Source organism: Cytobacillus massiliigabonensis (assembly GCF_900199725.1).
Taxonomy (GTDB): domain Bacteria; phylum Bacillota; class Bacilli; order Bacillales; family Cytobacillaceae; genus Cytobacillus; species Cytobacillus massiliigabonensis.
Genome location: NZ_LT904904.1, coordinates 1,229,974 through 1,254,881 on the forward strand (window position 1 = coordinate 1,229,974; position 24,908 = coordinate 1,254,881).

The 24,908-nt window shown below is 38.2% G+C and carries 26 protein-coding genes; 20 read left to right on the top strand and 6 right to left on the bottom strand.

Translation table 11 applies throughout. The features are described from left to right. The first annotated feature begins 3 nt into the window (after nt 1–3). The 8 genes from C1726_RS17175 to C1726_RS17210 all read left to right on the top strand — a co-directional run bounded on the left by C1726_RS17175 (nt 4) and on the right by C1726_RS17210 (nt 6,565). On the top strand, nt 4–570 hold the full coding sequence (locus C1726_RS17175) for an RDD family protein (protein ID WP_102274266.1): 567 nt from the start codon (nt 4–6) through the stop codon (nt 568–570). A 76-nt stretch (nt 571–646) separates the two neighbouring features. Beyond that, nucleotides 647–1,342: a DUF2953 domain-containing protein gene (locus tag C1726_RS17180; RefSeq protein WP_102274267.1), complete on the top strand. Its 696-nt coding sequence runs from the start codon at nt 647–649 to the stop codon at nt 1,340–1,342. Between the two features lie 17 nt (nt 1,343–1,359). Continuing rightward, nucleotides 1,360–1,839 carry a GerW family sporulation protein gene (ytfJ, locus tag C1726_RS17185; protein WP_102274268.1) on the top strand — a complete coding sequence of 160 codons (480 nt, stop codon included), beginning with the start codon at nt 1,360–1,362 and terminating at the stop codon, nt 1,837–1,839. Between the two features lie 153 nt (nt 1,840–1,992). Continuing rightward, on the top strand, nt 1,993–2,493 hold the full coding sequence (tpx, locus tag C1726_RS17190; protein ID WP_102274269.1) for a thiol peroxidase: 501 nt from the start codon (nt 1,993–1,995) through the stop codon (nt 2,491–2,493). Nucleotides 2,494–2,610: 117 nt separating this feature from the next. Continuing rightward, a complete protein-coding gene (locus C1726_RS17195; protein ID WP_102274270.1) occupies nt 2,611–3,597 on the top strand; it encodes a class I SAM-dependent methyltransferase in 987 nt (328 codons plus the stop codon). Nucleotides 3,598–3,804: 207 nt separating this feature from the next. Then, nucleotides 3,805–4,992 carry an acetate kinase gene (locus tag C1726_RS17200; RefSeq protein WP_102275842.1) on the top strand — a complete coding sequence of 396 codons (1,188 nt, stop codon included), beginning with the start codon at nt 3,805–3,807 and terminating at the stop codon, nt 4,990–4,992. A gap of 221 nt (nt 4,993–5,213) precedes the next feature. Next, nucleotides 5,214–6,056, top strand: a complete 843-nt coding sequence (locus tag C1726_RS17205; protein ID WP_102275843.1) for an EcsC family protein — start codon at nt 5,214–5,216, stop codon at nt 6,054–6,056. Further along, on the top strand, nt 6,053–6,565 hold the full coding sequence (locus tag C1726_RS17210; protein WP_102274271.1) for a MogA/MoaB family molybdenum cofactor biosynthesis protein: 513 nt from the start codon (nt 6,053–6,055) through the stop codon (nt 6,563–6,565). Before C1726_RS17205 ends, C1726_RS17210 begins: the two co-directional genes overlap by 4 nt. 177 nt (nt 6,566–6,742) lie before the next feature. Here C1726_RS17210 and C1726_RS17215 read toward each other — a convergent pair whose 3' ends face one another. Further along, entirely contained in the window at nt 6,743–7,057 is a 315-nt protein-coding gene (locus tag C1726_RS17215) for a hypothetical protein (RefSeq protein ID WP_102274272.1), read from the bottom strand. A 215-nt stretch (nt 7,058–7,272) separates the two neighbouring features. Here C1726_RS17215 and C1726_RS17220 point away from each other — a divergent pair, with 215 nt between their 5' ends. Together C1726_RS17220 and argH are read left to right on the top strand one after the other, a co-directional pair. Then, nucleotides 7,273–8,481, top strand: a complete 1,209-nt coding sequence (locus tag C1726_RS17220; protein ID WP_102274273.1) for an argininosuccinate synthase — start codon at nt 7,273–7,275, stop codon at nt 8,479–8,481. Continuing rightward, nucleotides 8,478–9,866: an argininosuccinate lyase gene (gene argH, locus C1726_RS17225; RefSeq protein WP_102274274.1), complete on the top strand. Its 1,389-nt coding sequence runs from the start codon at nt 8,478–8,480 to the stop codon at nt 9,864–9,866. The genes C1726_RS17220 and argH overlap by 4 nt, the downstream gene beginning before the upstream one ends. A gap of 65 nt (nt 9,867–9,931) precedes the next feature. Here argH and C1726_RS17230 read toward each other — a convergent pair whose 3' ends face one another. Next, nucleotides 9,932–10,381 (bottom strand): universal stress protein, encoded by a 450-nt coding sequence (locus C1726_RS17230; RefSeq protein WP_102274275.1) that lies wholly within the window; start codon nt 10,379–10,381, stop codon nt 9,932–9,934. 112 nt (nt 10,382–10,493) lie between these two features. Between C1726_RS17230 and C1726_RS26260 the strand changes: the two genes are divergently transcribed. After that, nucleotides 10,494–10,661, top strand: a complete 168-nt coding sequence (locus C1726_RS26260; RefSeq protein WP_180968235.1) for a hypothetical protein — start codon at nt 10,494–10,496, stop codon at nt 10,659–10,661. Nucleotides 10,662–10,710: 49 nt separating this feature from the next. Here C1726_RS26260 and C1726_RS17235 read toward each other — a convergent pair whose 3' ends face one another. Continuing rightward, a complete protein-coding gene (locus tag C1726_RS17235) occupies nt 10,711–11,808 on the bottom strand; it encodes a M24 family metallopeptidase (protein ID WP_102274276.1) in 1,098 nt (365 codons plus the stop codon). 169 nt (nt 11,809–11,977) lie between these two features. Here C1726_RS17235 and C1726_RS17240 point away from each other — a divergent pair, with 169 nt between their 5' ends. The 3 genes from C1726_RS17240 (at nt 11,978) to C1726_RS17250 (ending at nt 14,577) form a co-directional block, all read left to right on the top strand. After that, nucleotides 11,978–12,658, top strand: a complete 681-nt coding sequence (locus tag C1726_RS17240) for a metal-dependent hydrolase (protein WP_102274277.1) — start codon at nt 11,978–11,980, stop codon at nt 12,656–12,658. A gap of 256 nt (nt 12,659–12,914) precedes the next feature. Then, nucleotides 12,915–13,157 carry a hypothetical protein gene (locus tag C1726_RS17245; protein ID WP_102274278.1) on the top strand — a complete coding sequence of 81 codons (243 nt, stop codon included), beginning with the start codon at nt 12,915–12,917 and terminating at the stop codon, nt 13,155–13,157. Nucleotides 13,158–13,260: 103 nt separating this feature from the next. After that, nucleotides 13,261–14,577 (top strand): CBS domain-containing protein, encoded by a 1,317-nt coding sequence (locus tag C1726_RS17250; RefSeq protein WP_102274279.1) that lies wholly within the window; start codon nt 13,261–13,263, stop codon nt 14,575–14,577. Between the two features lie 71 nt (nt 14,578–14,648). Here the strand turns inward: C1726_RS17250 and C1726_RS17255 are convergent, their stop codons facing one another. After that, on the bottom strand, nt 14,649–14,945 hold the full coding sequence (locus C1726_RS17255) for a YtpI family protein (protein WP_102274280.1): 297 nt from the start codon (nt 14,943–14,945) through the stop codon (nt 14,649–14,651). A 144-nt stretch (nt 14,946–15,089) separates the two neighbouring features. Between C1726_RS17255 and C1726_RS17260 the strand changes: the two genes are divergently transcribed. Continuing rightward, the gene (locus tag C1726_RS17260) at nt 15,090–16,025 is read left to right on the top strand and encodes a DHH family phosphoesterase (protein ID WP_102274281.1); all 936 of its coding nucleotides are present in this window, start codon (nt 15,090–15,092) and stop codon (nt 16,023–16,025) included. Nucleotides 16,026–16,078: 53 nt separating this feature from the next. On the opposite strand, the gene ytrI is transcribed toward C1726_RS17260, so the two are convergent. Both ytrI and C1726_RS17270 read right to left on the bottom strand, forming a co-directional pair. After that, entirely contained in the window at nt 16,079–16,579 is a 501-nt protein-coding gene (ytrI, locus tag C1726_RS17265) for a sporulation membrane protein YtrI (protein WP_102274282.1), read from the bottom strand. Continuing rightward, nucleotides 16,576–16,911: a YtrH family sporulation protein gene (locus tag C1726_RS17270; RefSeq protein ID WP_102274283.1), complete on the bottom strand. Its 336-nt coding sequence runs from the start codon at nt 16,909–16,911 to the stop codon at nt 16,576–16,578. The genes ytrI and C1726_RS17270 overlap by 4 nt, the downstream gene beginning before the upstream one ends. A gap of 188 nt (nt 16,912–17,099) precedes the next feature. Between C1726_RS17270 and dnaE the strand changes: the two genes are divergently transcribed. The 5 genes from dnaE to accA all read left to right on the top strand — a co-directional run bounded on the left by dnaE (nt 17,100) and on the right by accA (nt 24,629). Continuing rightward, nucleotides 17,100–20,462, top strand: a complete 3,363-nt coding sequence (dnaE, locus tag C1726_RS17275) for a DNA polymerase III subunit alpha (protein ID WP_102274284.1) — start codon at nt 17,100–17,102, stop codon at nt 20,460–20,462. 299 nt (nt 20,463–20,761) lie between these two features. Further along, complete coding sequence (locus tag C1726_RS17280) at nt 20,762–22,000, top strand: NAD(P)-dependent malic enzyme (protein WP_102274285.1); 1,239 nt, start codon at nt 20,762–20,764, stop codon at nt 21,998–22,000. Nucleotides 22,001–22,069: 69 nt separating this feature from the next. Beyond that, nucleotides 22,070–22,633 carry a FadR/GntR family transcriptional regulator gene (locus C1726_RS17285; RefSeq protein ID WP_235822795.1) on the top strand — a complete coding sequence of 188 codons (564 nt, stop codon included), beginning with the start codon at nt 22,070–22,072 and terminating at the stop codon, nt 22,631–22,633. A 215-nt stretch (nt 22,634–22,848) separates the two neighbouring features. Then, nucleotides 22,849–23,658: an acetyl-CoA carboxylase, carboxyltransferase subunit beta gene (accD, locus tag C1726_RS17290; RefSeq protein WP_216629085.1), complete on the top strand. Its 810-nt coding sequence runs from the start codon at nt 22,849–22,851 to the stop codon at nt 23,656–23,658. Then, entirely contained in the window at nt 23,652–24,629 is a 978-nt protein-coding gene (accA, locus tag C1726_RS17295) for an acetyl-CoA carboxylase carboxyl transferase subunit alpha (protein WP_102274288.1), read from the top strand. The genes accD and accA overlap by 7 nt, the downstream gene beginning before the upstream one ends. Nucleotides 24,630–24,908: the final 279 nt, after the last annotated feature.

The window sequence follows — 24,908 nt, forward strand, 5'->3', positions numbered from 1 at the left end:
AAGATGACTTCAAATGAGACGAATGAAAGGGATCATAAAAATAGTGAGATTATCGAAGATCTAACTATTGAAAAAGAAGATCCAGTTTTGATAAAAGACACCTCTACTAAACCACAGCTTACTAGAGAGAACAGTCATTTGATCGGCAATCATATTCCGGTTAGATTTGCTGGATTTTGGATGCGTTTTTGGGCGTATTTGCTTGATTTAATTGTAATCGGCAGTATTGAGCGGCTAATCGTCAATCCGATATTCAGAATGCTCGATATTTCATTAAATGAATTTAGTATCTTTGCACCGATCTCAATTGTGACAGCCATTATTTTTTATGCCTATTTTGTGTTAATGACGCGATTCTTTAATCAAACGTTAGGGAAGATGGTATTTGGCATTAAGGTTGTTGATTTAGAGGGGAATCATTTGTCATGGCGCACCATTCTATTTAGGGAATGGATTGGACGATTCATATCTGCTACGCTTGTCGTTGGCTATGTGATTGTTGCGTTTTTGCCAAAAAAGCAAGGATTACATGATTTGTTTTCAGATACAACAGTAGTTCATGAAAAATAGCAATAAACCTGCTTAGCTGGCAGGTTTATTTTTTTTGTATTCGGAAATACTATTAGGCTGAAAGGGTGTGAAGTAATTGAAATGGCTGCTCATCACCTTAATCGTTCTTATTCTATTAATTATTAGTGTGATTTTAACGAAAGTAAAAATTCTCCTATATTACTATCACAACAATGACAATGACCATTTAAAAATTGAGTTTAAAGCATGGTTTGGATTAATTAAGTATAAAAAGGAAATTCCTCTTATTAAAATTGATGATAATTCACCAACCATTGTGACAAAGGGAGCGAAAACTGCTGGACCTCTAGGGGGTGAAAAGGAGCAAGAGGCGAAACAATATTCAGCCGAGGACCTATTAAACAGTTTGCAGGATACAAAAGAGCTTCTAACACATGTTGTCTCATTGCACCGGATCGTTCGAAAATTTTTAAACACCATTTCTATCAAGGAATTCTCTTGGCATACAATGGTCGGAGTTGGAGATGCAGCCTATACGGGCATGCTTACAGGTGCTTTTTGGGCATTAAAAGGGAGTGTAATCGGGCTAATCAGCCACTATATGAAGTTGAAGGAGGCACCAACGATAACGATTACTCCGCAATTCCAATTTGCTGTTTCACAAACGGTCATTTCATGTATTTTTCAATTTCGAATCGGACATGCTATGGTAGCAGGTATCAAATTAATTAAATATTGGAAGGGCGGAATGGCTGCTTTCAAAACAAAGCCTTTATCCGCCTTGTCTAATGATAAAACTAAAACAGTATAGAAGGGGAGGCTTTCGTTATGTCTGACCATCCAATTCAAGGGCTAATGACGACTGCTATGGAAAATCTAAAGGAAATGATTGATGTTAATACGATTATTGGTGATCCTGTTGAAACACCTGATGGCAGTGTAATACTAACTGTTTCAAAAGTAGGTTTTGGGTTTGCTGCTGGTGGGAGCGAATTTAAACTTGATAGCCAATCAAGCAGCGGCGGACAAGGGCAATCAGCAGGACATCCATTTGGCGGAGGAAGCGGAGGCGGAGTTTCCATCACTCCCATTGCGTTTCTCATTGTAAATTCGAAAGAAGTAAAAATGGTGCATCTCGATGAAAGTACACATTTATACGAGAAAATTCTTGATCTGGCTCCTCAGGCTGTAGATAAAATTCAGCAGATGTTTAATAATAAAAATGGCAATAGCAATAACCAGGGAGATAATCAGGCGCAGAGCAATAAGCAAGAGTATAATGGGGCTAAACAAGAGTTAGATATTTAGTGAAGAGGTTAACTTTCCGTATGATGGAAAGTTAACCTTTTTTCTTGGAGAATATCAAGTTTTTCTAACTTTTCTAAACTTAATCTTTGCAAAAAGGATACTGAAAAGATATCATTTACAATGTACATATGAAGTTTAAGGAGGATGAGTGTAGTGGCATCAATTACATTTAAAGGAAACCCAGTTACGTTATTAGGAAATGAAGTAAAAGTTGGGGAGAAGGCTCCAGAATTTAAAGTTCTTGCAAACGATTTATCTGAAGTAACGTTAGCAGATTCAAAAGGACAAGTTCGTTTAATTAGTGTTGTTCCTTCCATTGATACAGGTGTTTGTGATGCGCAGACTCGTCGATTCAATGAAGAAGCTTCAAAACTAGGAAATGTCAAAATCCTTACTGTGAGTGTGGATTTGCCATTTGCGCAAAAACGCTGGTGTGCTGCAGCTGGAATTGAAAATGTTCAAACCGTTTCTGATCACCGAGAACTATCCTTTGGTGAAGCATATGGAGTTGCTATTCAAGAGCTTCGTCTTCTAGCACGTGCAGTTTTCGTTGTCGATTCCAATGATACTGTCACATATGCAGAATATGTGAGCGAAGCAACTGATCATCCAAACTATGAAGCAGCAATCGAAGCTGCGAAACAAGCAAAATAATGATGAAAGCCCCGGGTCAATATCCGGGGCGTTTTTCTTGTCATATCAGAAAAACTTGAGATATCAATCAATCCACTTTAAAATAGGACAATAGAATATGAACGGGAGGATTTTGGAATGAGTGTAGCACCGGTAGAAGAATTATTTACTGTTTTCAATGAAACAGCCATGATCATTCAAGAAGAGTTAGCATGTACATATTTAGAGGCTTTAGCTGAAACAGGAGAAAATATTTTCCAGAGGAGTATTCTGCAAAAAGATGAATTAAGTGAATTGACGATTAAAAGATTAACAAAAAGTTATGACTCAATTCATTTAGATCGTTTCTCTAATGAAGAAATTCGAAAATCATTCCAGCTAGCTATCCTTAAGGGCATGAAGGAGATTGTCCAGCCTAATCATCAGATGACTCCTGATGCCGTCGGTATGCTCGTTGGTTATTTAGTAAATAAATTTGTACAGGATCAGTCCTTTCGGCTTCTTGACCCGGCAGTTGGAACGGGCAACTTATTAACAACTGTTATTAATCAACAGGCATCGAAAGCTATCGAGGCAATTGGGCTTGATATAGATGATATTCTCATTAAGCTTAGCTATGTAAATGCGAATTTACAGCAGCATCCAATCCAGTTTTTTAATCAGGATAGTCTTGAACCTTTATTTATAGAAGAAGCTGATGTCGTTGTCAGTGATTTGCCTGTAGGCTATTATCCCAATGACTTAAGGGCGGCAGATTATGAAATGAAGGCAGAGAAAGGGCATACATATTCACACCATCTGTTCATTGAGCAGAGCATGAGACATGTGAAAGCTGGCGGATATTTATTCTTTATTGTTCCAAATGGAATTTTTGAGAGTGAGCAAGCTCCAATGCTTCATGAATACATAAAGAAGTATGGAATTATTCAAGGTCTGTTGCAGCTTCCCCTTAGTTTATTCAAAAATAAAAATGCCGCAAAAAGCATTTTTATTCTCCAAAAAAAGGGAGAGGGAGTTAAGCCGCCAAAGCAGGTGCTTCTCGTCAATCTGCCTAGCTTATCGAAAACAGCAGAAGTTGAAAAAATCCTAAGTAAAATTGATGGATGGTATAAAGAAAACAAATAAGTATTCAAGAAGCCGATTTGTGTTGGCTTCTTTTTAATTCTGAAATATTTTATTTTTATGTGAAAACGATAACATTTTCAGCTCAATCTTGAAATGTTCGGCTGACAATGTTTAAATGAGGAATTGAGAGATATTAACGATGTCCGTTGTACAAAATAAGATTGTACTGTTTTGTGATGTTGTTATGTAAAAAGGAGCGGTAGAATGATGGCAAAAATCATTGCAATTAACGCTGGCAGTTCCTCATTAAAGTTTCAATTATTCGAAATGCCGAGTGAGGAAGTAATTACAAAAGGTTTAATTGAACGGATAGGCTTGAATGATTCAATTTTTAATATAGTAGCAAATGGAGAAAAGGTAAAAGAAACTTTGGATATACCCAATCATGAGGTGGCAGTTAAGCTTTTACTAGAAAAATTAACTGGGTTAGGAATTATTCAATCACTTAATGAAATAGATGGAATTGGCCATCGTGTTGTACATGGCGGGGAAGAGTTTACAGATTCTGTTCTTATCACAGATGAAGTTTTAGCAAAAATTGAGGTTTTATCTGAGCTAGCTCCTCTTCATAATCCAGCAAATATTACAGGGATTAAAGCATTTCAGCAAGTATTGCCTAATGTACCGGCAGTAGCCGTATTCGATACTGCGTTTCATCAAACGATGCCTGCAAGCTCATTTCTTTATAGTTTGCCATATGAATATTATAAGAAATATGGGATTCGTAAATATGGCTTCCACGGGACCTCCCATAAATATGTATCACAGCGTGCAGCAGAAATGCTTGGGCGTCCATTGGATCAATTGCGCTTAATTTCCTGCCATTTAGGAAACGGGGCAAGTATTGCTGCCATTGAAGGCGGAAAATCAATCGATACATCCATGGGATTCACTCCGCTTGCAGGTGTAACAATGGGAACTCGTTCAGGGAATATCGATCCTGCATTGATTCCTTTTATCATGGAAAAAACGAATCAAACAGCTGATGAAGTATTAGAAGTTCTAAATAAAAAGAGTGGAATGCTTGCAGTATCAGGATTCTCAAGTGACTTGCGTGATATCGAGGTTCAAGCATCTGAAGGAAATGAACGCGCAAAATTAGCACTCGAAGTGTTCGCGGGAAGAATTCATAAATATATCGGATCTTATGCTGCTAAAATGTATGGTGTAGATGCTATAATCTTCACGGCAGGGATTGGAGAAAATAGCGATGTCATTCGTGCACGAGTCCTTCAAGGTCTTGAGTTCATGGGTGTATATTTCGACCCTTCTCTTAACAAAGTACGCGGTGAAGAAGCGTTTATTAACTTCCCGCATTCACCTGTTAAAGTCATGATCATTCCTACGGATGAAGAAGTCATGATTGCCAGAGATGCTGTTAGATTGTCTAAATAATTTATTGCCACAGCTTAAATGAGCTGTGGTATTTTTGTAGTTGGATTAGAGGTTTATCCGATATAGTGGCTCCTTTGCGAATAAAAGAGGATTCTGTCCAATATAATTCTTTCTTTCTAATAAATCGTTGGATAGAAAAAATCATCATTCCTTCGTAAAGAATTCCCCAATTCAACTATGCTATACTTTAGCAAAAGAGGTAGGAAATGGAGGAATTCATTATGGCATTGTCCATGCGGGATAAACTGGTTTTAACTGAAATTCAGGAATGGGAAATGAAATTATATAGCTATGAGCCTAATGATTTTGAATTGACCTATGAAAAATACTTGGAAAAATCATTTTCACTGCTGCCAGAAAACATACAGGAGCAGTTCTTTTCAATTCTTGATAATTGGCTATTCCACCTTCATGCTCTCATCCAAGGATCAACTATGCAATTAGATGCAAAAGAACGGATATTAACAGCTGGTCGTGTGTTTAATCCAGCGCTTGAATCGATCGAAGATCTGGGTCATTTACGAATTGATCAGCTTCAGTACATTGCTGATCAGCAAATAGCCCGTCATCGGCTGTATTCCTTTGCACAGGGAGGAATGGCGGGAACGGGAAGTTCACTTATGCTTGGGGCGGATATTCCAGCAATTGCCGTTATAAATTTAAGAGTGGTCCAGCTAATTGCTATGACCTATGGAATAGAAGTGAATACGCCCTATGAAATGATGACCTCCCTCAAGGTTTTCCATGCATCCACCTTGCCGGCCCGCATGCAAAGCAAGGCATGGGAAGAATTAATGAGTGAGCTTCAAAGCCAAGAGGAATATTATTTTTATGAAGGCAAAGAAGAGCTTGCAGATGTGACCTGGATTGAGCAGCCTGCCAAACAATTATTAAAAGGATTGGCTATTTTTATCTTTCGTAAAAAAACAATCCAAGGCATTCCGTTCATTAGTATGGCAATTGGCGCCAGTGCAAATTACCAGCTGACAAGAAAAGTATCAGAATTTGCCCATAAATATTACCAATACAGATATTTACATAAGAAGGAAGGGAAGAATGAATGAGTACACATGAGCATAAAATGGAGGCGCCTAAACAGGTTTCCTGTAAAGTGATTACCGTAAGTGATACTAGAGATAAGGTGACGGATAAGAGCGGAAAGCTAATGATCGATTTACTAGAAGGAGCGGGTCATCAAGTAAAAAGCTATTGCATTGTTAAGGATGAAGCAGATGAGCTCCGTACAGAAGTACTGCAAGGGTGTAATGATTCGGAAATAGATGTCGTACTTACAAATGGCGGAACGGGAATTGCTTTAAGAGACATTACAATTGAAACAGTAAAGGCCTTATTTGATAAGGAAATTAGCGGGTTTGGAGAACTTTTCCGCATGCTTAGCTATCAGGAGGATATAGGTTCTGCAGCGATATTGTCGCGTGCCGTTGCAGGAACTATTAAAGATAAAGCAGTTTTCTCAACACCAGGCTCATCAGGTGCAGTGAAGCTAGCGATGAACAAGCTGATCTTGCCAGAGCTTGGACATGTGGTAAGGGAATTGAAAAAGGATTTATAAGCCCGTCAAAAATTCCTTTTCATATGAGGTGAAATTGGAAAGATGATCCTTTTAAGTGAATACGAACCCGATTTATACAAAAATCGGAATATAGTCACTAAAAAGTATATATGAACCTAAAGCATGCAAATTTAGCCCCAAAAATCCTTTCGTTATGAGCGAAAGGATTTTTATTTTTTACATATGAACCTTTTCTGAAATATCCTGATGAGTACGGTACCATAGCCATAGATCATTAATAATGGATGCAAGTTCTGCAATTTCGCTGTTTAACTCGCAGGATTTATTGAAGTTATCTTCATTTGAAAGCAAAGCTTGTTTCGTATTAATATGTCCTTCTAATTCTGCGATTCTGTCTGGAATCCTGCCACGGATTTTCTCCCAAGTAAATAAAATGGTCTGCTGCGTTTCTTTTGAATAATCATCCCAGTCTTGATGGAAAGAAGGAATTGGAATACCAAGTCGGTCATTATATAAAAAATAATCCACGATTAAACATCCTCCAGCAATAGGTTGCTTCTATTCTACTATACTATGAATATTCCTTCCACGTATTGAAAGCTTTAATAAAACAGAATAAATAAATTATTATACATTTTGATGAATAACTATTGATTTATAATTGAAATATGGTATCTTATAACATATAAATGAATAAAAACAAACAACGATGAATAATTATTCGTAATTAGAGGAGGAAAATTTTTATGTCAAATCCAAAAGTTGTACTAGCCTATTCAGGCGGTTTAGATACTTCAGTAGCAATTAAATGGTTGGGAGATCAAGGATATTCAGTAGTAGCCTGCTGTTTAGATGTGGGGGAAGGCAAGGATCTTAATTTTATCCAAGAAAAAGCGTTAACGGTTGGTGCTGTTCAATCGTATGTGATTGATGCTAAGGATGAGTTTGCGAGTGAATATGCATTAATGGCACTGCAGGCACATGCATTATATGAAAATAAGTATCCATTAATCTCTGCACTTTCAAGACCGCTAATAGCAAAGAAGCTTGTTGAAGTTGCTGAAAAAGAAGGAGCAGTAGCTGTAGCGCATGGCTGTACAGGAAAAGGAAATGACCAAGTGCGCTTTGAAGTGGCTATTCAAGCGTTGAATCCTGAACTTGAAGTACTGGCACCTGTCCGTGAATGGAGCTGGTCGCGTGAAGAAGAAATTGAATATGCAAAGCAAAAGAATATTCCTATCCCTATTAATCTAGATTCTCCATTTTCGATCGATCAAAATTTATGGGGAAGAAGCAATGAGTGCGGAATTTTAGAGGATCCTTGGGCTGCACCGCCAGAGGAAGCATATGAGCTTACAGCAAGCCTGGAGAATGCGCCGAATACGCCAGATATTGTAGAAATTGGCTTTGAAAAAGGAGTCCCTGTTAGCTTAGATGGGAAAAACTATTCGTTAGCCCAGCTTATTTTAGAATTAAATACATTAGCTGGAAAGCATGGAGTTGGCCGTGTTGACCACGTTGAAAACCGCCTAGTTGGGATTAAATCACGTGAAGTGTATGAATGTCCTGGAGCAATGACTTTAATTAAAGCACATAAAGAATTAGAAGATTTAACTTTAGTAAAAGAAGTCGCACATTTCAAGCCAGTGATTGAGAAGAAAATTGCTGAACTTATCTATGAGGGACTTTGGTTTTCTCCACTGCAAAATGCTTTGGCTGCTTTCCTGCAAGAAACACAAACTTTTGTTACAGGAACAGTAAGAGTAAAACTATTTAAAGGTCATGCCATTATTGAAGGAAGAAAATCACCGTATTCTTTATACGATGAAAAGCTAGCTACTTATACATCTGAGGATGAATTTGATCATAATGCTGCAGTTGGATTCATTAAGCTTTGGGGTCTGCCAACAAAGGTGCAAAGCATTGTTCAAAAGAATAAGAAGGTGACAGTGTGAAAAAACTATGGGGCGGCAGATTTACAAAATCAGCTGAAGAATGGGTCGATGAATTTGGCGCTTCCATTTCGTTTGACCAAGAATTAGTACTGGAAGATATTGAAGGAAGCCTTGCACATGTATCGATGCTAGCTGCATGTGGAATTATTTCTGACGAAGAGGCAAGCACGATTAAGGATGGCCTGAAGCAGCTTAAGAAGAAGGCTGAAAATGATGAGCTTTCTTATTCTGTTAAATTAGAGGATATTCACTTAAATCTTGAAAGCTATTTAACTGAACTAGTTGGTCCGGTTGGCGGCAAGCTGCATACAGCCAGAAGCAGAAATGATCAAGTGGCAACGGATATGCATTTATACTTGCGGAAGCAGGTTAAAGTAATTATTGAACTGATTAAGGAAATGCAGGAAGCCCTTATTCATCAGGCGGAAGCGAATATTGAAACGGTTATGCCTGGCTATACACATCTTCAGAGAGCACAGCCTATTTCATTTGCTCATCACCTTATGGCCTATTTTTGGATGCTTGAAAGAGATAAAGAACGTTTCAGCGAAAGTATGAAGCGTATTAATCTCTCGCCATTAGGTGCTGGAGCACTAGCAGGGACGACATTCCCGATTGATCGATATGTAACTGCCGAAATTCTTGAATTTGAGGGCATCTATGAAAACAGCCTTGATGCCGTTTCTGATCGAGATTTCATTTTGGAATTTTTATCGAATTCATCCACTTTAATGATGCATTTATCGAGATTAAGCGAGGAATTTATTCTTTGGTCTAGCCAGGAATTTAAATTTATTGAATTGGATGACAGCTTTGCAACAGGAAGCAGTATCATGCCGCAAAAGAAAAACCCAGATATGGCAGAGTTAATTCGCGGAAAAACTGGCAGAGTCTATGGGAACTTGATGGGGCTTTTAACAGTACTTAAGGGACTCCCATTAGCTTATAATAAGGATATGCAAGAGGATAAAGAAGGCATGTTTGATACGGTAAAAACCGTAACAGGTTCACTTAAAATCTTTGCTGGCATGATTCAAACAATGAAGGTAAACAAGAATCATATGGAAAATGCAACGAGAACTGACTTTTCTAATGCGACTGAGCTTGCCGATTACTTATCAGATAAGGGCATTCCGTTCAGAGAAGCTCATGAAATTGTTGGGAAACTTGTTCTGACATGTGTCCAGCAAGGCTGTTATCTTGGTGATTTGCCATTAGCAGAATATAAAAAAGCAAATTCGCTTTTTGAAGAGGATATTTATGTAGTGCTAGACCCAGTCACAGCTGTAAAAAGAAGAAATAGTGCAGGTGGAACAGGATTTCAGCAAGTAACTATTGCCCTTGAAAAAGCAAAAGCACTATTAAATAACAAAATAGAAGTTTAATAGTAAGCACGAAAGAGAGCTGATCCAGTTGGATTAGCTCTCTTTCGTGCTACATCTTATTTTATCTAATCTTCTTTATTTGTTCGAACAACTAACACATCACAAGGAGCATAGCGGGTAATATTTTCAGATACGCTGCCGATTAGGAAACGTTCAACGGCATTCATCCCAGTAGCACCACAAATGATAAGGTCTACTTCATGCTTCTTTGCAATATCTTTTGGAATTTTAATTTTTGGAGAACCGTAATCAATGATGAAATCTACATGTGTTACACCAGCTTCTTCAGCCTCGCTTTTATATTTTTCCATTAATTCTTTTGCGAACATATTTGCTCTTTCAGCAATGGTGCGGTCATATGCCTCTACGGTTGCAAACGTGCGAGTATCGATAATATGAGCAAGCAAAATATGTGCATCATTTCTTTTTGCAACTTCAATTGCCTTCTTAAATGCCCATTCTGCCTCTGTTGAACCATCTACAGCCACTAAAATATTTTTATATTTCATTCCCATATCAATCTCCTCCTTTACCTTTATTATACAGTAAGAAAATGGGTATATCTGTAGCAAAAAATCGAACAATAAAAAAGTCAGTTCAATTAATGAATAAAGGAGGGAGTACCCCATGAATAAACGGGAACCAAACAGCCAGTCAAATTTATTCTTCGATGAGGAAGGGACAAATGCGATCAGCGAGCAAATTATGGATGTTTATAATAGTGGTGTAATTGACCAGTCAAATGCTAACTTTGATTTGGATGCTGGACGGGAAGGGTCTGAAGAAGAGCTTTAATTTCCTAGAAACAAGAAAAGCTGTCATGCGCATGACAGCTTTTTTTGTATTATCGAATGATTTGTAGTTCTTTTGGAAACTTTGTTAAGATTTCTACTCCATCTTTTGTTACAGCTAAATCATCTTCAATTCGAACACCAGCTACCTGTGGAACATAAATGCCTGGTTCAATTGTAAATACCATGCCTTCCTCAAGTAATAGCGAGTTTGTTTCTGTTAAGGACGGGTACTCATGAACACTTATGCCTAAGCCATGACCTAAACGATGAGGGAAATATTCACCATATCCAGCTTCTGCAATAATATTTCTTGCAGTTAAGTCAACTTCTGAGCAGGCGATGCCTGGCTTGCTTGTTTCAACAGCAGCAAGCTGTGCTTTTAAAACCGTGTCATATATTTCTTTTTGCTTATCATTAATATCCCCGTAAGCAACAGTACGAGTGATATCAGAACAGTACCCATTCCAAACAACGCCTAAATCAAAGAGAACGAGATCACCTTTTTGAATTTTTGTCATTCCTGGGGTGCCATGTGGAGAGGCCCCATTCGCACCAGTTAGTACCATCGTCGAGAATGACATTTCGTTGACGCCTTTTTTCTTTAAGGCAAATTCAATAGCCGCTAGTACATCAAGCTCTGTTTTGCCTTCCTTGATTTCTGCACATCCTGTTTCAATAGCGAAATCAGCTAAAGCACAAGCCTCGCGAATAATTTCTAGCTCCTTCTCATCCTTCACCATACGAAGCTTTCTTAGCTTTTCTTCAGCAGAAACAAATGATGCCCCATCAAAAAGACTAGAAATCGCTTCATAGCGTTCAACATTCATATGTTCTTTTTCAATCGCCACTTTAGAAACCTTTGATACGCGTGCTTCGATTGCCTTATGTATAAACTCCCAAGGATTTTCAATATCGGTATAACCAATAATCTCATGCTCCCAGCCAGCATTTTTTGCATCTGGTTTTTCCATTGCCGGGCATACAAGGAATGGCTCTTCCTCTTGAAAAACGGCTAAGCCAAGAAGCCTTTCATGAGGATCGCTTAAAAAGCCGCTAAAATAAAATACATTTTCTGGTGCTGTAATAAAGCAAACCTGTACATCATTTTCTTTCATCCAATCAGACAGCTTCTTTAATCGTGTGTTCATGGGTTTACCCCTCCTAAATGTTTTTGCTATATAAAAAGAGTAGCAACTAACGAATAAAAAGTAAACTTTTAGAACTGTCTGCAAAAGGGAATGACATTTAAAGGCAGGAGAAAATGGATTCTTCGTTGAAGTAAACTACCGTAATAGAAGATTAGAAAGGGGAATAGAAATGAAGGTATCCTATCATGGACATTCTGTTGTAAAAGTTGAATCAAATGGGAAGACAATTTTATTTGACCCATTTATTACAGGCAATGACTTAACGGACTTAAAGGTGGACAAAGTGAAGCCAGATGTTATTATCGTCACGCATGGACATGGCGATCATATCGGTGATACGGTTGAATTAGCTAAGAAAAATAATTCATTAGTTATTGCAAATTTTGAACTTGCTACTTATTTAAGCTGGCAGGGGCTGAATACTCATGGGATGAGTATTGGCGGTGCATATGAATTTGATTTTGGCAAGGTTAAGCTGACTCCAGCCTTTCATGGGACAGGCTTGGAAACAGAAAATAATGAAATTATTTACCTCGGTATGCCTGCTGGAGTGCTTCTAACAATCGACGGCAAAACAATTTATCATGCAGGGGATACTGGTCTATTTTCAGATATGAAGCTGATTGGTGAACGTCATCCGATTGATCTTGCCTTTTTGCCGATTGGCGATAATTTTACGATGGGTCCTGAAGATGCAGCATATGCTGCTGAGATTTTAGGGGCAAAAAAGGTCGTACCCATTCACTTTAATACTTTCCCGCCAATAAAACAGGATCCGCATCAATTTGTTAAAATGCTGGATGAAGGCATAGGCCAAGTGTTAAATGCAGGAGAAACAATCGAATTATAATGGAGAGGCACAGCTAAAATGAGCTGTGCTTTTTTAATAGTATCAGAATTTATAACTTTGGAGTTAGAGAATTGTCTAGCTTCGGCGGCTAGGGGCTCGAGGTCATAAGCCAATCTGGCTAGAAGGTTAAAGAACAACCTTCCATCCAGCTCGTCTTATGCTTGCCGCCCCTGGGCAAGCCGCCTCCGCTTTTCTTATACATGATTTCAGCCTGTCCGCATAAATATTAATGAAGAAGTTTTAAGGAGGACTGTTGATGAATAAAAATCGGTATTTGCTGTGCTTATTAGTTTGTGGCCTTCTGTTATATTACGCTGCCCCAAGGCTTGATGTATTCAGTGAAGGACTTGCAGGGATATTTGCTATTTCTTGGCTCGTGTTTGCCCTCATTGTGATTGCAGGGAATTTGACCGCCTTGCTTTATTCTCCAAAAAATACAACATCAAACATAAAATCAAGAGAGAAGATGACTGATAAAAAGAGGGCACGCTCCTTCTAAAACGAAATAAATATTATTAATGACATTTTCACAACGAATTGTATTTAAGGCGTTTTTAACCTTATAATGAAATTATAGGAATTATATAAAAAGGGTGAACGTCTTGGCTACGAAGCATGAACAAATTTTACAATATATTGATGAGTTGCCTGTAGGGGAGAAAATATCAGTTAGACAAATCGCCAAGGCACTAACAGTAAGTGAAGGAACGGCATACAGAGCTATTAAAGAGGCTGAAAATAAAGGCTATGTCAGCACGATTGAACGAGTGGGAACGATTCGAATTGAGCGCAAGAAGAAAGATAATATTGAAAAGCTTACTTTTGCAGAGGTTGTAAATATCGTAGATGGTCAAGTATTAGGCGGAAGAGATGGCTTGCATAAAACCTTAAATAAGTTTGTTATTGGTGCGATGAAGCTTGAAGCAATGATGAGATATACAGATGCCGGAAGTCTTTTGATCGTTGGCAACCGTACACAAGTGCATGAGTTTGCACTAAAGGCTGGTGCTGCTGTTCTCATTACAGGAGGCTTTGATACAGATGATAGTGTAAAGAAATTGGCAGATGAGCTTCAGCTTCCGATCATTTCAAGCAGCTATGATACATTTACGGTTGCAACAATGATTAATCGTGCAATCTATGACCAGTTAATCAAAAAGGAGATTGTACTTGTAGAGGACATTTTAACCCCTGTTGAAGAAACCATTTGTGTGAAAACAACAGATAAGGTCTATGATTGGCTGAAATATAATCGGGAAACACAGCATAGCAGATTTCCAGTTATTGATAAAAATTCTAAAGTTGTTGGCATGGTTACTTCGAAAGACATTATGGGGCATGATCCGACCACACCGATTGATAAAATCATGACAAAAAATCCAATGACTGTAGGCAGAAAGACGAGTGTAGCTTCATCCTCCCATATGATGGTTTGGGAAGGAATCGAGGTGCTGCCTGTTGTTGATGATTCGAATAGAATTGAAGGAATTATTAGCAGACAGGATGTGCTTAAAGCTCTGCAAATGATTCAGCGCCAGCCTCAAGTTGGTGAAACCATTGATGACATCGTTACTAATCAGCTAGTCCTTACAAGCGGAAAGGCGAAAGGGGAAGATATATACGGCTGTGATGTGACACCGCAAATGACCAACCATTTGGGAACCATTTCATATGGTGTATTTACTACGATCGTCTCTGAGGCAGCCAGCCGCGTGTTAAGAAACTATAAAAAAGGGGATTTAGTCGTAGAGAATATGACCATCTATTTTCTGAAGCCCGTTCAAATTGAAAGCACACTCGCCATTTATCCAAGAGTGCTAGAAGTCGGAAGAAAATTTGGTAAGGTAGATGTTGAAGTTTTTAATGAGGGGATTCTTGTTGGCAAAGCAATGATGATGTGTCAGCTGATTGAAAGATGATGAAACGCTAAGTTCGGTGAATAAAAAAGTAAAAGACGTTCCTAAATGGAGCGTCTTTAACAATAAGAAAATTATGCTTCTTGTGCTTCTTTTGCAGCAAGCGGCAAATAATATTTATAAGCTTTAAAGCCCGCATATATGCTGAAACCACCTATCAGGATAAAAATCGCAGCAACAATATATGTTACTGTATTTCCATTTAAAAATAATTGGTTCACACCAAATAGGGCAACAAAGAGACCAAGAGCTATACTTGATTTAGCTGAAATCCACTTTCTTTCTGCTGGTCTCTTACTGCGGACATACTTCACCTTATAAACCAAGTAAAAAGCAAGTGAGATAACGATTAATATGACTAAAACAGGCATTTTATTAACCTCCAGGATTCGACAATCTCTTATTATTTTAACGGTAAACAGGAGAAAATGCTATCTTTAGCTTCCTGTTTCTTTTCTTTTTTGGACAGTTAAGTTTAAAATTAAACTATCTTATTAATTATAAAGGAGCAGAAAATGAAGGAGAAAATTTTAGAGGTTATTAAACAATATGAAACAATTATTATCCATCGGCATGTCCGGCCTGATCCGGATGCATATGGTTCGCAAGGTGGACTCGCGGAAATTCTGAAAGCATCCTTCCCAGAAAAGAACGTTTTTACAGTTGGCAAAGAGGAAGAGACACTAAACTTCTTGCGCAGACTAGATGATATTTCTGATGAAACTTATAAAGGAGCCCTAGTAATTGTTTGTGATACGGCCAATGCTGAACGCATTTGTGATACTCGCTATACATTAGGGGATAAGCTGATAAAAATAGATCATCATCCAAATGTAGATGCATACGGAGATATGATGTGGGTCGATACAGATGCGAGTTCAGTCAGTGAAATGATCTATGAATTTTATTTATCAGGAAAAGAAAAAGGGCTGAAAATGTCTGATGAGGCGGCAAGATTACTGTTTGCAGGAATTGTAGGGGATACAGGACGATTCCTCTTCCCAAGCACAACGAAAAAAACATTTGCCTACGCAGGAGAGCTTATTCATTACAATTTTTCACGTTCAGAGCTATTTGATAAAATGTATGAATTATCTCCGAATGTCGTCAAATTAAATGGCTATGTTCTTCAAAATTTTGAAATAAAACATAATGGTGTGGCCGCCATGACATTAAAGAAGGAATTGTTAGAGGAGTTTCAAGTAAAGGCTTCTGAAGCCTCCCTTCTTGTCGGCACATTAGGCAATATTGCCGGGATTAAAGCATGGGTGTTCTTTATTGAGGAAGAGGACCAAATTCGTGTGAGGCTGCGTTCAAAAGGCCCGATTATTAATGATATTGCAAGAAATTATAATGGCGGGGGTCATCCGCTTGCTGCAGGTGCATCCATTTATTCATGGGAGGATAAGGATGCAGTAATCAAAGAGCTGGAAGAGACATGTAAGAACTAAAGGCTGCCCGGTTTATAGCCGGGCAATTTATTTATATATATCAGTTCATCTGCTTAATCTAGCATAATATCTAATTGAATGAACAGTGTTGTATAGATGACCATTTGTTTAACCTCCAGCTTGTATCGTTTTTCATTTACCTTTATCGTCTTGTTTTCAATAATTCTAACGATCAGCTCTCTGCTCTTGTATACGGTATCAATATCCTTTGCCTTCATGTCTAAGAGATCCTCTTTTATTTGATCCTCTACTTCAAATACGCTATATAGATCTAGCTTATATTTATTGCCATTTCTAATTTTTACTTTAATATCTTGTATCGTTAGCAGCTCACGATTCTTTTTATTAAGGGCTTTAAATTCATCTTGCCATATTTCTTTTTCTTTATTTAATTCTGCGATTTTATCTTCATGATCTTTTATTTCTTTGCTATACCTCTCCTGCCACTCTCCAAAAATATACAAGAATACAAACCAGCTGATCATTCCGCCAATGGCTACACCTGCTAAAAAACGCTGCCAGACAGGCTGTCGATAATGCGGCGGAATTCTCATGAAATATGCTCCTGTGTCAGCCAATTAATAAGCAGTGCCCCTGTTTGAGCCCCGCCCATAGCTGATAGAATGAGGAGGAATTGTTTGAAAATATCTTTTGTTCCTCCTTGTAGCAGCCCTTTCTCAAAACTATATACGGTATCAAAAGTTCCTCCAATCGCAGCGATAATTGCCCATATTCTAATAATATTAGAAATTCGATAGGCTTCTGTTAAAGGAGGCTTCCCTGTAAGAAAGGCGGAAAGGCTGCCAATAATGGAGCCCCCGATTAGCACACCAAGTGCAATGAAATAACTATCAAATAATGTCGCAAAAAAAGGCTGGATCTTCATAACATCCTTCCTTACTGGAGATTTATTCGGTGCTAAGATAAACGATTACTTCATCATATGGACAAACTGCAAAAATTATGTTTATTTGTTTTACTCTTTTTATTTACTATAAAAAAGAGAACGTATTTTCTTTTTTTGTGGATGAGTCTTATAATAGAAAAAGTAGAAGAAATAAGGGTGTGAGAGATGTGTCATTTATTCACCTTCATGTATACAGTGCATATAGCTTGCTGACAAGTACAGCAACGGTTGAGCAGCTGGTAGCGGATGCAAAACGGAAAGGGTTTGGCTCACTCGCGTTAACTGATCGAAACGTAATGTACGGGACCGTTGCTTTTTATAAAGAATGTTTAAAGCAATCGATCAAACCAATTTTGGGATTGACGGTTGATGTGATTAGTGAGCAATCTACAGAAATGTCATTTCCGATTGTTCTCTTAGCAAAAAATCAAGATGGATTTCAAAATCTATTAAAAATAACAAGTGTTGTGCAAACAAAATCTCCTGAAGGCATTCCGATGAAATGGCTAAAAGCATATTCTGCTGGTTTAATAGCTATCAGTCCAGGAATGGAAGGGGAAATTGAACACTATTTAGCAAAAAATGAATATGAAAAGGCAAAAGAAGCAGCGGCAAAGTATATTCAAATTTTTGATATGAATCAATTTTATCTTTCGCTGCAAAATCATTTTATAGATGCGGAGCAGAATATTGTTGCGGATGTTGTCGCAATTGCTAATGAAATGAACATACAGCTGGCCGCTTCTAATCAGGTTTACTATTTATCCAAAGAAGACGCCTTTGCACAGGAATGCTTATTAGCAATCAAAAAGGGTGTGAAGCTACAGGATGATGATTGGGAAAGGTTAAAGAGTGACGAATACTATTTGAAAAATGCTCAAGAAATGGCTGAATTGTTTACGGAGTATCCAGTTGCACTGGAAAATACAATCAAAATTGCCGAGCAATGTAATGTCATGCTGGAGCTTCATCAGCAAAATCTGCCAAAATATCCGGTGGATAAAGACCAAACGGCAGATCAGCTTCTGGAAGAGGTGTGCTGGGAAGGGTTTAGGAAAAGATACCGTCATGCAACAGAAAAGCATTTTGACCGGTTAAAATACGAGCTGCAAATCATAAAAAAAATGAAGTTTAGTGACTACTTTTTAATTGTATGGGACTTTATGAAGTTTTCTAAGGAGAACGGTATATTAACAGGGCCTGGTCGTGGCTCTGCAGCTGGTTCGATGGTTGCGTTCGTTCTGCATATAACAGACGTAGATCCAATAGAATATCAGCTTTTATTCGAAAGATTCCTCAATCCTGAACGAATCTCAATGCCTGATATCGATATTGATTTTCCTGATCATCGCAGAGATGAAGTTATTAAGTATGTTTCCGAGAAATATGGAGAGCTTCATGTCGCACAAATCATTACTTTTGGAACACTGGCAGCGAAAGCAGCATTGCGCGATGTCGGCAGAGCTTTCGGGTTAAATCCAAAGGAACTTGATAGTCTATCAAAAAGAATCCCCTCAAAGACTGGTATTACTTTAAAAGCTGCTTTTAAAGAGTCGAACTCATTACGAATGTTTATCGAAGAATCAAGCCTAAATCGAAGGCTGTTCGAAACAGCACTTAAGCTTGAAGGGTTGCCACGACATACTTCCACACATGCTGCTGGCGTTGTCATAAGTGAAAAACCACTAGTCAGTATGATTCCAATACAAGGCGGACATGAAAATGTATATTTGACACAATATTCGATGGAACATCTTGAAGATGTAGGCTTATTAAAAATGGATTTTCTGGGGCTGCGTAATTTAACTTTAATTGAAAATATTTTAATATCTATTCAAAAAAAGACAGGCAAGAAGCTCGAAATGGATTCTATTCCGCTCAATGATAAGGCTACCTATGATTTATTAAGCCGTGCGGAAACAACTGGTATTTTTCAGTTGGAGTCAGACGGGATGAGGAAAGTGCTAAAAAAACTTCGTCCGAACAGTTTTGAGGATATCGTAGCAGTTAATGCGTTATACCGGCCAGGACCAATGGAAAATATCCCTCTTTTTATTGATAGAAAGCATGGGAATAAAAAAGTTGAATATCCTCATCCAGATCTTATTCCAATTCTTGAAAATACGTATGGTGTCATAGTCTATCAGGAGCAAATTATGCAAATAGCTGCTAAAATGGCAGGGTTTTCACTTGGGGAAGCTGATTTGCTGCGGCGTGCAGTAAGTAAGAAACAAAAGGAAGTGCTTGATCGGGAACGGGGACATTTCGTTGGCGGTGCTTTAGAAAAGGGATATAGCGAGAAAACAGCGAATGAAATATATGATTTAATTGTCCGGTTTGCAAACTATGGCTTCAACCGGAGCCACGCTGTTGCATATAGTTTAATTTCCTATCAGCTAGCCTACTTAAAAGCACACTATCCGCTCTATTTTATGGCTGCTCTTCTAACATCAGCTATTGGAAATGAGGGAAAAGTCTCTCAATATATTAGAGAACTGAATCAATTAAATCTTAAGATTTTGTCTCCTTCTGTTAACAGCAGCGGCTATTCATTTTTAGTAGAAAAGGAAGCCATTAGATATAGTTTGGCTGCGATTAAAGGGATTGGAGCAGCGGTATTGAAGGAGATTTTTCAAGCCAGAAAAAATAAAAGATTTCAAGATCTTTTTGATTTTTGCATTCGTGTGTCATCCAAAGCAGCTAACCGAAATATTATTGAGGCGCTAATTCATTCAGGAAGCTTTGATGAATTTGGAGAAGACCGTGCAGTATTGCTTGCCACGATTGATGCGGCTATCGATCATGCTCAATTAATGAAAACAGATGATGAGCATTTTGACTTTCTGTCTGAAGCTGATTTTTTTCCAAAGCCAAAATATACAAAGGTTGACCCGATTCCAGCAAAGGAAAAACTTTCTTACGAAAAAGAGGTTCTAGGATTCTTTCTATCCGATCATCCTGTCTCCGTATATACGGAGAAACTGCCCTTTTTAGGCGCTGTCCCCCTGTTTGAATTGAATCCATCTATTAGAAGAGGCAGATCAGTTGTTTATCTAACGGAAGTAAAGAAGATCCGTACGAAAAAAGGAGTACCGATGGCATTTCTATCAATTAGTGATCAAACGGATGAGATGGAGGCAGTTGTATTTCCAGATGTATTCAATCGCTTCTCCAATTTTATAAAACAGGGAAATATTCTTTTTATTGAAGGAAAGGTAGAAACGAGAGATGGAAAACGCCAATTTATCATTCAAATGATGGATGATGTTAATAAGGCAATCGAAAAGGAAGAAAATAAAGCACCGACTTTATATTTGAAAATAACAAAGGAACATGAAAATGCAGAGTTACTTTATGGATTAAAAAGTTTATTCAGACAGAATGAAGGAAAAAATCAAGTTGTCATATTTTATGAAAGCTCAAATAAAAGCCTTCGATTAGGTGAAGAGGATCTGGTAAATCCTTCTGCAAATTTTATTGAAAAGCTGAAGGAAATGCTAGGTGAAAATAATGTAATCCTGAAACGCTAGTACTTTACAACATCAACATTTGTGGTATATTTGTTAAGAAACGACTGGTCTGACCACTGTGGAAGAAATGAGATATAGCAGGGCAGAGACAGAATGGAAAGAAAAAGATAAAGTTGAATTTTACAGTTCAGTGCCTATATCCATGCAGTTAATAGATATCCAGCTGCAGCGCCTAGCCCCTCGAGGTCACTAGCCAAGACTCCCGTAAAAGGTAAAGGACACCTTTCCGAGAGTCTCGTCTTGTGCTTGTCGGGGCTGGTCAAGGCGCTTCCGATTTTAATATAAGGAGTGAAATTTAGATGACTTTACGTGAAGAAGCACTTCATATGCATAGAATGAACAAAGGAAAATTAGAATCCAAGTCTAAAGTAGAAGTGAAAAATGCCGCAGATTTAAGCTTAGCCTATTCCCCAGGTGTTGCCGAGCCGTGTAAAGAGATCTATGATAAGCCGGAAACGGTATATGAATATACAATGAAGGGGAATATGGTTGCTGTCGTCTCAGATGGTACGGCGGTTCTTGGTCTAGGTAACATTGGCCCTGAAGCAGCCCTTCCAGTAATGGAAGGAAAGGCTGTTCTTTTTAAAAGCTTTGCGGGTGTTGATGCATTTCCAATCTGCTTGAATACAACAGATGTTGATAAAATTGTTGAAACGGTTAAATTGCTGGAACCAACCTTTGGAGGAGTTAATCTTGAAGATATTGCCGCTCCAAGATGTTTTGAAATTGAAGAACGACTAAAGAAAGAGGCGAATATTCCAGTTTTCCACGATGATCAGCATGGAACTGCGATTGTAACTGTTGCTGGTCTAGTAAATGCTTTAAAGATAGTCGGGAAGAAAATGAACGAAATTCGCGTAGTAGCTAATGGTGCAGGGGCGGCAGGAATTGCAATTATTAAGCTTCTCTACACATATGGAGTTCGCGATATCATTATGTGTGATCGAAAAGGGGCTATTTACGAAGGACGCTCTGAAGGAATGAATGATATAAAAAATGAAGTAGCCAAATACACCAATCGAGAGAATGCTAAAGGAAGTCTTGCTGATGTCATAAAAGGTGCAGATGTATTTATCGGTGTTTCAGCTGCTGGCTCATTAACTGCAGAAATGGTTCAGACAATGAATCAGGACCCGATTATTTTTGCAATGGCGAATCCTACACCTGAAATCATGCCAGAAGAAGCAAAATCTGCTGGAGCGGCTGTTATCGGAACGGGAAGATCAGATTTTCCTAACCAAGTGAATAATGTTCTTGCATTCCCAGGAATTTTCCGCGGTGCTTTAGATGTTAGAGCGACACATATTAATGAAAAAATGAAAATTGCTGCTGTTGAGGCAATTGCAAGCTTAGTAAAGGATGAGGAATTACATGCTGACTATGTTATTCCTGCCCCATTTGACCCAAGAGTGGCGCCCGAAGTTGCAGCTGCAGTAGCAAAAGCAGCTATGGAAACAGGTGTTGCACGTATTAAAGTGGATCCAGATGAAATTAAAGAAAAAACAAGAAAACTATCTGTTATTGGGAAAAGTGAGTGATCCATTAACGTGAGTCAGTCTCGAAAAGACACAAAGATTTATGTGGAAATTGTAAATGAGCTTAGGCTCATGATCGAAAGAAAGAACTTAAAGCCTGGTGATAAATTACCTTCTGAACGTGAACTGTCTGAGCGCCTAAATGTTGGGCGCTCATCCGTTCGTGAAGCACTTAGGGCACTTGAACTTCTAGGTCTCATTGAGACGAGAAGAGGGGAAGGAACCTATATCCGTGATTATGGCGGACATCAGCTCGTTCAGTTATTAAGCACATTCATCCTTCAGGATGAGAATGCAAAAAGAGATATTATTGAAACAAAATATTTAATTGAGTTAGACTGCTTATGGCTGAATCTTCATAAGTCATCTGACGAGCAGCTGCAGGAATTTAAAAGCTGGGCTGAGACAGCTGAATACTCCGATGATGAATTCTTTTTAAAGGTCGTTCGATTAACAGAAAATCATTTATTCCTTAGAATGTGGATTATTTTAAAAGATTATTATAATTCCTTGCATCTGGATCAAATTGTTCCTTCAAAAGAGGATTATGTGCAATTAGCCGACATGCTGATAACTAGGAAAGAATCTATGGTTAGGAACGCATATAAAACATTAAGAAAATTGTCGAAGATTTAACGACAATTTTTTGCACATTTTGTAACTGTTTTATTTTATATTGAATAGGATAGACGAGCCACTCTTGATTTTAACGATGTATTTTCAGGGGTATTATTTTTTATAAAGGTGGTCTGACCACTTTAAAATATGAACGAACGTTACAGGGAGGTTTCACTTTGCTAAAAGTTTTTACAAAATCCAAAAAGAAAAAATATGCCACAATCCCTTCAGAAATGGCAAAGCAGGATGTTCCTGAAGGAATTATGACAAAATGTCCTAATTGTAAGAAAATCATGTATACAAAAGAACTTGTAAAAAATTTGAAGGTATGTTTTCATTGCCAATACCATCATTCAATGAACTCAAAAGAGCGTTTAGTGAGCTTCCTTGATGAAAATAGTTTTGAAGAATTGAATGCTGGTATGATCTCAGAGAATCCATTGAACTTTCCGGATTATCTTGAAAAGCTCGAAAAGGACAGAAAGAAAACGGAAATTAATGAAGCTGTTGTAACAGGACAAGGCACAGTTGATGGTCATTCGATCGTTGTTGCAGTAATGGATTCAACCTTCCGAATGGGAAGCATGGGATCTGTTGTAGGAGAAAAAATCACACTGGCAATTGAAAAAGCAGATGAGTTATCTGTTCCTTTTGTCATTTTTACTGCGTCTGGCGGTGCAAGAATGCAAGAAGGTGTCCTGAGCCTAATGCAAATGGCCAAAACAAGTGTTGCGTTAAAAAGATTTAGTGATAATGGCGGATTAATTATCTCCATTATGACTCATCCGACTACTGGTGGCGTATCTGCAAGCTTTGCTTCTCTTGGTGACTATAACTTAGCAGAACCGGGTGCATTAATTGGCTTTGCTGGCAGAAGAATTATAGAGCAAACGATTAGAGAAGAATTGCCTGAGGATTTTCAGACTTCCGAGTTTCTTTTGAAGCATGGACAATTGGATGCAGTAATTTCAAGGCTTGAGCTGAAAGAAAAAATTGCTGCAATTTTATCTATACATCAACAAGGTGGTGACATCGAATGGTAGGAGAGCTTGAATTTGAAAAACCGGTAGTCGAACTTAGAAAAAAAATAGCCGAGCTTAAGGATTTTACGATGAATGCGGATGTTGATCTATCCTCAGAAATAGAGAAGCTGGAAGCTCGATTAGAAAAATTAGAAGCAGATATTTATGATCATATGAAGCCTTGGGATCGGGTACAAATTGCTCGTCACCCTGGACGCCCGACTACTTTAGATTATATCTCCCTTCTTTTTACAGATTTCTTTGAATGCCACGGGGATCGAACTTATGGCGATGATGAGGCAATCGTTGGGGGAATTGCAAAATATAGAGGCTTGCCTGTAACGGTAATTGGTCATCAGAGAGGGAAGGATACGAAGGAAAATATCCGCAGAAACTTTGGGATGCCACATCCAGAAGGGTATCGAAAAGCGTTAAGGCTCATGAAACAGGCGGATAAATTCAGAAGGCCAATCATTTGCTTTATTGATACGAAGGGAGCTTACCCTGGAAAAGCGGCAGAGGAGCGAGGGCAGAGTGAAGCAATCGCACGCAATCTATTTGAAATGGCCAGTTTAAAAGTACCTGTTATCTGTATTGTAATTGGAGAAGGAGGAAGTGGCGGAGCATTAGCATTAGGAGTTGGCAACCATATTCATATGCTAGAAAACTCCACATACTCTGTTATCTCCCCTGAGGGTGCAGCGGCGATTTTATGGAAAGATGCTGGACAAGCTAAGAAGGCAGCCGAAAGCATGAAAATTACTGCACCTGACTTGAAGGAATTAGGGGTTATTGATGAAATTATTCCGGAAGTAAAAGGCGGGGCTCATAAAGATGTAAAGGCTCAGGCAGAAGAAATTGATGCGATTTTGCTTAAATCGCTTAAAGAACTTCGGGGATTAAGTGAGGAACAGTTAGTGTCCCATCGATACAATAAATACAAATCAATTGGTGAGCACTCCTTCATAAAGGAGTTTATCGGTGTCAAGTAAGAGCGTGCTTCATGCACGCTTTTCTTTGTTGTAAAGAGTTGGAATTGTTTGTACTTTTCAAATGTCTTTTGTTCGCTAACTATTACACCTTTTTTATAGATTGTTTTCATTAAGTTGTGATAGCCGTTTCTTCATGGTATTTTAATAGGTAGAAGCAAAATATGCCTATTCACTAATGAATGGCATGCATATTTTTTGCAGAAAAATAAAACTGCTTGTTTTGCTTATAATAAGATGGTACGAATGATTAATGAATCAGATTGATATGGGAAAGATCAA